This window comes from Actinomycetes bacterium (genome assembly GCA_036000965.1).
Taxonomy (GTDB): domain Bacteria; phylum Actinomycetota; class CALGFH01; order CALGFH01; family CALGFH01; genus DASYUT01.
Window position 1 is genome coordinate 1 of sequence record DASYUT010000009.1, and the last position, 7,508, is coordinate 7,508.

At 72.0% G+C, this 7,508-nt stretch carries 6 protein-coding genes; 5 read left to right on the top strand and 1 reads right to left on the bottom strand.

Going from position 1 to position 7,508, the window contains the following annotated elements; all coding sequences use genetic code 11:
- Positions 1 to 60: 60 nt before the first annotated feature.
- Entirely contained in the window at positions 61 to 1,461 is a 1,401-nt protein-coding gene (locus VG276_00425; protein ID HEV8647886.1) for an IS701 family transposase, read from the bottom strand.
- A 216-nt stretch (positions 1,462 to 1,677) separates the two neighbouring features.
- Between VG276_00425 and VG276_00430 the strand changes: the two genes are divergently transcribed.
- The 5 genes from VG276_00430 to VG276_00450 all read left to right on the top strand — a co-directional run.
- Complete coding sequence (locus VG276_00430) at positions 1,678 to 2,304, top strand: DivIVA domain-containing protein (protein HEV8647887.1); 627 nt, start codon at positions 1,678 to 1,680, stop codon at positions 2,302 to 2,304.
- A gap of 350 nt (positions 2,305 to 2,654) precedes the next feature.
- Positions 2,655 to 4,505: a DUF4012 domain-containing protein gene (locus VG276_00435; protein ID HEV8647888.1), complete on the top strand. Its 1,851-nt coding sequence runs from the start codon at positions 2,655 to 2,657 to the stop codon at positions 4,503 to 4,505.
- A gap of 215 nt (positions 4,506 to 4,720) precedes the next feature.
- Positions 4,721 to 5,734: a hypothetical protein gene (locus VG276_00440; protein HEV8647889.1), complete on the top strand. Its 1,014-nt coding sequence runs from the start codon at positions 4,721 to 4,723 to the stop codon at positions 5,732 to 5,734.
- A 302-nt stretch (positions 5,735 to 6,036) separates the two neighbouring features.
- Positions 6,037 to 7,044, top strand: coding sequence for a hypothetical protein (locus VG276_00445; GenBank protein ID HEV8647890.1), 1,008 nt, complete (start codon positions 6,037 to 6,039; stop codon positions 7,042 to 7,044).
- 53 nt (positions 7,045 to 7,097) lie between these two features.
- Positions 7,098 to 7,508 (top strand): hypothetical protein (locus VG276_00450; GenBank protein ID HEV8647891.1); only part of this gene is annotated, 411 nt, incomplete at its 3' end.

A 7,508-nucleotide genomic window follows, 5' to 3' on the forward strand; every position in this document is an offset into this window, starting at 1 on the left:
CGGTAGTTTGTTGACTACGGGCACAGGTAGAGGTGCAGCGGCTGTCCGGCACCAACCGCGTCAAGCAGCATCCCGAGCTGGGCCGGCGGGAGCGTACCCGACCACGCCCGCCACCAGCGCCCGAGCACGACCCACGGGGTCAACCAGGCGCGGACCCGGCGCAGCGTCACCGGCCAGGCCACCACCGTGGCGGGCCTGCTCGGGGTGCTGGCCGGTCCTGTCCCCCCACACGGCCGCCTCATCGGCGGCCTGCTCGTCTGGCGGTCGCAGTGGTGGGGGATGCTCGGCGAACCAGGCCTGCCAGCAGAACGAGAACGCGCAGCAGACCAGCTGCCAGTGCCGCCGGATCGCCCGGTCACTGCGGACCTGGAAGTCGGCCCAGCCGAGCTCCCCCTTGACCTGCTTGTAGCTTTGTTCGACCCAGTTGCGCAGGCTGTACAGGCGCACGACCTCGGCCAGGTCGGCCGGCGCGAACGGTGCGCGCGCCCGGCCATGACGGCGGGGGTGGGGCAGGTTGGTGACCAGGTACCAGGTGGTCAGCTTCGGCAGCGTCGCCGGGTCGGTGGTCGCCACGACGAGGCGGATGCGCCGGTCCGGGCCCCAGCCAGCCGCTGGCAGGGGGACGTCGGCCGCCCACCAGGTCTGGGTGTGGCCGTCGCGGAAGCGGCGCACGACCGGGGTCCAGTCCCCGGGCTGCTCGGGGCTGGTCCAGGCGAGCTCGGCGGCCGCCTCGCGGGGGGTGTGCACCGCCTCAGCCGGCGCCCACACCCCTTTGCGGGGCTTGACCGCCAGCACGTAGGCGACCGTGGCCGCCCCGAGCGCCTCGGTGAAGCCGGCGTTGTCGCCGTAGAAGCAGTCCGCCACGACCGCGCGGAACCCGATCTGGGCCTCGCGGGCGGCCTCGACGAGGTCGGCGGCCAGCTGCGGCTTGGTTCGAAACGCCGGGTCGCGCTTGCCCTTGGGGAGCCGGCAGGCCGGGGTGTAGGGCACGGTATGGACCGGCCAGTAGACGCGCTCGTCGGCCCACAGGCTGGTGACCGCCACGATGCCGTTGTCGGTCTTGCCGACCGAGCCGAGGTACTGGCGGGCCACGTGGGCGGTCTTGGTGCCGGCCTTGCGGTCGCCGGTGTCGTCGATGACCAGCACGCCCTGGTCGTGTGGCGCGGTCGCCGGGTCGCCCAGTAGCAGTTCGATCCGACGCTGGTTGACCTGGTCGGCATCCCAGGTCGACTCGGTGAGGAACCACTGCAGGCCCTGCACGGCGGGGTGCCGGGCGCCGACGACCGGCTCGGCGCCGGCCAGCGCGGTGAGGGTCTTGTTGCGGTCGCGGGGCAGCAGCAGCCCTTGCAGGTAGGCGCGGAAGCCGCGGCGTTGGGCGAGCCGGGCGAACAGGGGGTCGAACTGGGCGGCGTAGTCCTCGAGTGGGCCGGGTGCGGGTGGGCAGGGCAGCCGGTTGGGCATCGCGACCACCTCACTGGCGACGTTGCTCCTCAACCCATTGTTCCCCACAAACCAGCCCAACTCAACAAACCACCGTTATATGCCTGGGGAGAGGGCAGCGCTGGCGCTATCGGTGGCGATGGCGCGAAACTGACCTCTGCAAAGCGGGAACGGACTCTTTGCTCTTGTTTCGAGTGAAGAGCGAAGCTCCGACGAACGGCCCGAAAGGCATTACGCATGGCCGATGAAGCTCGGCTCACCGCCGAAGAGCTGAACGCCATCGAGTTCACCAAGGCGATGCGCGGCTACACCATGCACGAGGTCGACACGTTCCTCGACCAGGCAGTGCAGGAGCTGGCCCGGCTGCAGGCCAAGCGCAACGGCGAGTACGCGCCGTCGACCCCGCGGCTGACCCCTCTGGCCATCGAGCACAAGGTCTTCAACAAGGCGATGCGCGGCTATGCCATGCACGAGGTGGACGCTCTCCTCGACCGGCTCGCCGAGGAGCTCACCCGCCTGCACCGGGAGGAGCGCTGGATCGCGTCCAGCATGATCGGTCGCCCGTCCGCCGTGCCCGGACTCACGCCCGAGGAGATCCAGCGCAAGCAGTTCACGATCGCGATGCGCGGCTACACCATGAGCGAGGTCGACGCGTTCCTCAACGAGGCGGCCCGGGAGCTGACCCGCCTGCGGGCCGAGCGCGGCCACGGCTTCCGCCCCACCCCGCACCGGCTGACCGCTGACAACCTGCGGAGCTGGCGGTTCTCCCGGGCGATGCGCGGCTACGTCATCCAGGAGGTCGACCAGTTCCTCGACCGCCTCTCCGACGAGGTCACCCGCCTCCTACGCGACAGCACGCCGTAGTTGGCATCCGGGCAGCACGCCGTAGCCGGCATCCCGGCAAGCCGGCGTCGGCGGGGGTGCACGGCCAGGACCAGCGAGGACGCGCCGCAGCGGGCATCCTGGCAGCATGCCATGGCCGGCATCCGGCCGGCACGCCATGGCCGGCATCCCGCCAGCACGCGTAGCCGGCATCCCGCCGGCACGCGTAGCCGGCATCCCGGCAGCACTGGACATTGACGGGGCAGGCAGCCTCGCGTACGCGGTAGTCTCCCGTCTCCAAGCTCGCAAGGCGGACGAGGCAGACGGCTCGCTCGAGAGAGCGCGAGGGCCCGCCGGACCGGGCTCCAGCCGCGCACGCGCAAGGGGGGGCCATGCCGCGACGTTGGTGGGCTGTGCTGGGACTGCTGGCGCTGGCCGGGACGGGCGCCGTCGGCGTCAAGGCGCTCGGCCAGACGCTCGAGGCCAGACACGAGCTGAACAGCTCGCGAGACAAGCTGGCCCGGGCGAGCGGCTTCGCCGCCGGGTCGCTCCCCGAGCGGCTCGCCCTGGTCGACCAGGCCGCCATCGACGCCGAGACGGCCCGGCTCGAGCTGGCAGGCGGGCCGGTCCGCCTGCTCAGCTTCGTGCCGTTCCTCGGCCGGGACGTGCGCGTGGCCCAAGCCGTGGCCGCCACCGCGGGCGAGACCGTCCAGGCAACCCGCCAGGTCGTGACCACCCTCGAGCCCCTCGAGCACCAGGGCCCGAACGCGGCCACCCTCGAACGGGCGTCAACCGCCCTGCTCGGGCTGCACAGCGTGCTCGACCAGGGGCTCCATGACGTCCGGCGGGCCAAGCCGCTGGTCGCCAGCCGCAGCGCCCGCACCCAGTTCCTGACCGCGGCCGGGTCGGCCAGCCGCACCGCCTTCCAGGTCGGCGAGGGCCTCAAGCTAGCCAGCCGCCTCTACGGCCCGGCCGGTACAGCCCGCTGGTTCCTCGCCTTCCAGAACCCCGCCGAGCTGCGCGGCACCGGCGGCCTGATCGGCGAGTACGGCATCCTCGAGTCCAGCCCCGGCGGGCCCAAGCTGACCCGCGTGGCGCCATACGGTGAGCTGGACGCGAAGATCAAGAACGGCGTGGACCTGCCGGCCGGGGTCGCTCCGCGCTACGACCGGTTCCCCGTCGGCTCGGCGTTCTGGGCTGTCAACATCCCGCCCGACCTGCCCACCGTCGGCGGGACCATCACCCGGCTCTACCAGCAGGTCACAGGCCAGCGGGTCGACGGGGTGATCGTCCTCGACCCGCTGGCCGTCGCCGAGATCCTGCGGGTCGGAGGCCCCGTCAACGTCGGCGGCACCCAGCTCGACAGCGCCAACGTCGTCCGCGAGACCCTCGTGCAAGCCTACGTCCGCTACGCGACCGACAACCTGGCCAGGCAGCGCTACCTGCAGCAGATCGCGAGGCAGTCGCTCTTCGCGTTCCAGCGGGCCGTGCAGTCCCGCCCGGTCGAGCTGGTCAAGGGCCTGGCCACGGCCGCGCGAGGGCGGCACCTGCAGCTCTACTCGACCGACCCTGACGGCCAGCAGGCCCTGCTCGACCTGGGCGTCGCCGGCAGCGCCGCCGCCCCCCGCGACGGCGGCGACTACCTCATGCCGGTCAGCGTCAACACCGGCGGGAACAAGATGGACGCGTTCCTGCGCCGCAGCATCAGCTACCGGGTGAAGCTCCTGCCCGACGGCGGCGCCAGGGCGGTCGCGTCGGTCACCCTGCGCAACACCGGCCCCTCGACGGGACTCCCCCGCTACATCCTCGGCCCCTACGACGCGCGCTTCCGGGCCGGTGAGAACAACCAGCTGCAGACGCTGTACGTCGCTGGCGCGTACGGCTTCGCCTCGGCCACCGTCAACGGCCAGCCAGCCCGCGCCGAGGCCGAGGCCGAGCTGGGCGGCCTCGCCCTCTCCCAGGCGGTCGACGTGCCCGCCCGCAGCACGGCCACGGTCAGCTACAACCTGACCCGCCGCGAGGCGGTCGAGATCGTCGACCGCGACCACCTGCGCTACCGGCTCCTGCTCCGCCCCCAGGCGACCGCCTGGCCCGACCAGGCCCAGGTCTCGGTGACCCCGCCGCCCGGCTGGCGCTTCGGTGACTTGCCGGCCGGGTTCCAGCTGAACGGTCAGGCGGCCGCCTGGTCCGGCCCGCTCGACCGGGAGCAGACGCTGTCCTTCGAGCTCGTGCCGGTGCGGTAGCCGTCGTGTGGGCCGCCGCTCGTCGCCTGTCCCCCGCCCGGACTGGCCTCATGGCCCCATCGAGCCATTCACAACTTTCGTCCTTGTCTGGGTCCACAGGCCCCCGTACGTTCCTGACCCGCCGGGAAGGCGATCCCCGGCGATCGACAGGCACGTCCGGAGCCTTCGGCTGCGGGCGCGCTGGGGGGGCAGCACCGACCACAAGGAGGAACCACATGCGGAAGGTCCTTTCCGCAGTCGCCATCGCAGTCGGTCTGACGATGATCGGCGCGCCCGCTTTCGCGGACCCGCCGCTGCAGGTCAAGCCCAGCAAGGTCCGCCCGGGCGACGAGATCTCCGTCTCCGGGCGCTGCCCGTCGCACAGGGGCGGCACCGTCGAGATCACGCTGGCCGGCAAGCACGTCGTCAAGGTGCGGGCGGACAGGAAGGGCCGGTTCTCCGGCGAGGGCACCGTCCCGGACGTGAAGCCAGGCAGGCGCGAGGTCCGCGCCATGCGCGGCAGGGAGACCTGCGGCGACAAAGACATCACCGTCCTCGGCCGCGCACCGGTCAAGTTCTCCGTCATCCCCCGCCGGGTCGAGCGCGGTGGCGTGGTAACGATCTCGGGCGGCGGCTGCAAGCCCGGGTCCAAGGTCATCTTCTACCTGGACGGCAGGAAGATCGGAGCGAAGACGTCGTCAAGGAGGGACGGGAGCTTCCACGACACCGCCAAGATCCCGAGGAAGACCTCCCTCGGCAAGCACACCATCACCGCCGTCTGCAACGGCAAGGTGGTCGGCTCGGCCAAGATCCGCGTGGTGGAGGAGTACCCGGGGACGGACGGGCGCTCGAGCACGCTCGCGGTCTCGCGGTCGACCGTCGCCGCCGGCACGACGGTGTCCCTGGTGACCACGCCATGCCCGACCGGCACGGCGGACGCCGCGCTGAACGACACCAAGCTCGTGCTCGCGTCCCCGGCCCGCTCCGGCGGCCTGTTCAGCACGACGATCCCGAAGGGCACGCCCGCCGGCACCTACACGCTGGCCGCCCGCTGCGACGGCCGGGTCGCCGGGGTCGCGACTGTGCGCGTCACGCCGGCCGCCCAGGCGCTCCCGGCCCAGGCGACCAGCCTTCCGTCGACCCACGCGAACATCGTGCCCGGCCTGGCGGCCGGCGTCGCGCTGATCGTCGCCGGTGCGCTGACGCTCCTGCGCATCAAGCGGCGCCGCGGGGCCCAGGTGGTGCGGTAGCACGCCCCGCAGGCTCCGCCGTACCGCGCCTGGCCGGCGGCCCCCGAGTCCGCCGGCCAGGCGGTGCCTGGTCGGGCCTGCTCCCCGCGCGGCGCCACGACAACCCTCCCACAAGCACAGCAACCGCCCTGGCTAGCATCTTGACCCGATCGAGCTATTAAAGAATTTCGTCTTGTTGAAACGGGGCGCCCTCGGTTAGGTTGCCGAGCCGTTGGCACAGCACCGCAGCGATCGGAAGGCGAACGGACGCGACCTGCGTCCGGCGCGCTCCGGGGGCAAGTCCCGATCAAAGGAGGAAGTGCATGCGCAAGGCGCTCCCAGCGCTTGGCGTCGCAGTCGTGTTGACGCTCTTCGGCGGCCCCGCGGACGCGGCTCCGTCGCTCAAGGTCTCACCAGGCGTGGTCCACGTCGGCGACAAGGTCAGCGTCGCCGGCAGGTGCCCGAGGAACAGCTCCCGCAACGTCACTATCGAGGTGGCCGGCAAGGTCATCGTCCAGACGAGGGCCGGCCGGAACCGCAGGTTCTCGTCGAAGGGCAGAGTGCCCAACGCCCCGGGGGCGCGCGCGGTGCGCGCCGAGTGCGGCAGCAAGCTGGCCGGAACCGGGAAGGTGACGATCGTCCGGGACCCGGCCTTCTCGGTGTCGCCGACGACGGTCGAGGCCGGCGGCACCATCAGGATCTCGGGGACGGGCTGCCTGCCCAAGAGCAAGGTGAACTTCTTCCTCGACAGCTTCTCGCGGATCGGGTCGACGCCCGCCGACCGCGAGGGCGACTTCTCCAAGCGGGTGAAGCTGTCCAAGCGCCTGGCCGTCGGACGCCACCAGGTCACCGCGAGCTGCAAGGGCCAGACGTTCGGCCCGGTCACGATCACCGTGCGGGCCAAGTACCCGGCCGCGGACGCGCGCAGCAGCACGGTGGCGGTCTCCCGGTCGACCGTCACCGCCGGCAGGACCGTCGCCATCTCCGCGCCGAGCTGCGACAACGGCACCGCCGACGCGTCGCTGGACGACCAGCGGCTCGTCCTCGCCGCGCCCGTGCGCCAGGGTGGCGTCTACAGCGCCAACGCGACGATCCCAAGCGGCACGCCGGCGGGGACCTACCGCATCGTCGCCCGCTGCAACGGCCGGGTCGACGGCGCTGCCACCGTCCGCGTCGTGGCGGCGGACCAGCTCCTGCCCACGAACGCGACCGGCCTCCCGTCCCAGCGGACCAACATCCTGCCCGGGCTCGGAGCCGGCCTCGCCCTGATCATCGCCGGCGGCCTCGTACTCCTGGGCATCAAGCGCCGCCGCAGCCGCCGGTTCATCTAGCCCGCGGCCTATCTCACTACCCCGTCACCCGACTGCTGGAGGGCCAGCACCGCATGGCAGTCCGTGAGCACCAGCTCCACCTCGCACCACCGGCGGTCCCGGCGCGCGCTGCCTCCGACAGCGCGCGCCGGCTGCTGCTCTGGTCGCGGCTCCTCGGCGACGTGGGCGCGCTCGTCCTCGGCCTGGTGGCGGCCGAGGGGATCCAGCAGACCCTGGTCCACGCCGAGCTTCTGCATCCGCTCGGTACCGTCAGCATGTTCAACGGCCTCGCCATCCTCACCTGGCTCGCGCTGTTCGCCAGCGTCGGCCTCTACGACTCAAGGCGGCTCGTCAACGCCTTCGACGAGTTCAAGATGGTGCTGCAGGGCGTCGCGCTCGGCACCGTCGGCGCCGTGTTCCTGACGTTCCTGCTCAAGGTCGCGACCTACCGCTCCTGGGTGCTGACGACCTGGGGCGTGAGCACC

What these genes read in the sequence shown, in the direction of transcription:
- VG276_00425 (HEV8647886.1), bottom strand. Translation starts at nt 1,461, where the DNA reads ATGCCCAACCGGCTGCCCTGCCCACCCGCACCCGGCCCACTCGAGGAC.
- VG276_00430 (HEV8647887.1), top strand. Translation starts at nt 1,678, where the DNA reads ATGGCCGATGAAGCTCGGCTCACCGCCGAAGAGCTGAACGCCATCGAG.
- VG276_00435 (HEV8647888.1), top strand. Translation starts at nt 2,655, where the DNA reads ATGCCGCGACGTTGGTGGGCTGTGCTGGGACTGCTGGCGCTGGCCGGG.
- VG276_00440 (HEV8647889.1), top strand. Translation starts at nt 4,721, where the DNA reads ATGCGGAAGGTCCTTTCCGCAGTCGCCATCGCAGTCGGTCTGACGATG.
- VG276_00445 (HEV8647890.1), top strand. Translation starts at nt 6,037, where the DNA reads ATGCGCAAGGCGCTCCCAGCGCTTGGCGTCGCAGTCGTGTTGACGCTC.